This is a genomic window from uncultured Nonlabens sp., from assembly GCF_947495285.1.
Lineage (GTDB): Bacteria > Bacteroidota > Bacteroidia > Flavobacteriales > Flavobacteriaceae > Nonlabens.
In genome coordinates this window covers 1-1581 of sequence record NZ_CANLXZ010000068.1, presented here as the reverse complement: position 1 = coordinate 1581, position 1581 = coordinate 1, and the positions used below count along the sequence as shown (strand labels likewise).

The following is a 1581-nucleotide window of genomic DNA, read 5'->3' as shown; positions in this document are numbered from 1 at the left end:
TCAAGACCAACTCGTGAAAAGTAAGCCCCATAAGGCGGTTTGACTGATATGCCTAACATCCCAGCCGAGAGACCAATTCTCACTTTTTTTTTCCGTACTTCCACTTGAAACTAATGCCAAGGTTGTTTATAAAAAAAATGAGCCTCTCATCTCAATTACAGTTTTGTTGCTACTTATTTATTTTACTAAATTGTATCCCAAAGCAACGCAGGACACACAACGTGCTACAACACTAGCTATAATTCATTTTAAAAATAGAACAGTAATTTAGATCAAAGTAATATCTTTAGAGCCATCAATTAAGATTTTAAGGTAAGGATTGATGAGTAAAACGAATCATAGCCTTACCGTTGGCAATAATTAAACAAACAAAAATGATATTATTCGGTTATAGAAATATAAAGTTAAAGTCTTATTCATATACTGCAAAGGAACTAGGTCTACCCAGTGATAACAATTCAAAAATAGTAATTGAATATCGACAGAATTATTTTCATTTATTTTTTATCCCTTTTTTTCCATTAAATAAGTTTTTAGCGATAGAAGACAGTGAAGAGGTTGGTGAATTATCTAAAAACTTAGAAAATAAAATAAAAAGTTTAATCGAAAAAAAAACCAAAGCACCTTGGTATACATACTTAGGATTAATCTTAATATTTATATATATATATCATTTATTTTAATTGATTCAGAATATGATAAATATAAAATGAAACAATTTAAAAAAAGTGAATTTGAAACAAAAGCTTATGAAAATATTGATAAACTATCCAATTTAAATACTAATAGCTATATAAAATTAGGCTCTACATCAGTTAATAGCCATGTAGGCGACAAGTTTATTAAAGTTGATAAAATCAACAATGATAGTATACTATTTAAAAAAATATCTATTGATAAATTTTATAAAAACAATGATGATATAGGTACTTATTATAAAACCAATAGGAGTATTTTAGACTCTTTTTGGTTAAGTCAGAAGAAATTAAAAAACGCAATATGTACAAATTATGATAATTTTATTAATAATGAAAATTCTTTAGGTGTTGCCCTTTTTAACAGCAGCACAAAGTATTTAATTGATGATATAATAGATATTGATAATAAAATACTTTTAAAATATATTGAGGATAGTCGTCGTTCTAAAACAGAAGTTTCCATAGTTCTAAAAAATTATGGATTACCTTGTAATATAGTTAAAATTGAAAATCTTTTAGAAGGTAATTCTGATAACGATATCAAATGGCTCAATGAGCTACCTCAATTTTTAAAAACTACAGATGATGTTGGTGAAAAATTCTATTTGAAAGGCGCTAATGAACCATACCTAGATTATGCTTATGACTTTATAATTCATTTAAAATCATTAAATGGTGAGATACATAAATTTCATATAAAAAGAGAGTATATTAATCCCATATTAGCTCCTGATATTGAAAAAGTAAAATAAGTCGAGTAGGTAAAGGGGAATCTCACCCCTAAACCTCTCACAGAACCGTACTTGATAGTCTCCCATCATACGGCTCTTCAAGACCGAAGCATGTATATTTCCATCAATGCTTCGCTGATTTAACCAAATCA

2 protein-coding genes are annotated in these 1581 nt (G+C 27.8%); both read left to right on the top strand.

All coding sequences use genetic code 11. From position 1 onward, the window contains the following. Positions 1-374: 374 nt before the first annotated feature. Positions 375-683, top strand: a complete 309-nt coding sequence (locus Q0838_RS14165; protein WP_298956537.1) for a hypothetical protein — start codon at positions 375-377, stop codon at positions 681-683. Positions 684-709: 26 nt separating this feature from the next. Then, entirely contained in the window at positions 710-1450 is a 741-nt protein-coding gene (locus Q0838_RS14160) for a hypothetical protein (protein ID WP_298956535.1), read from the top strand. Positions 1451-1581: the final 131 nt, after the last annotated feature.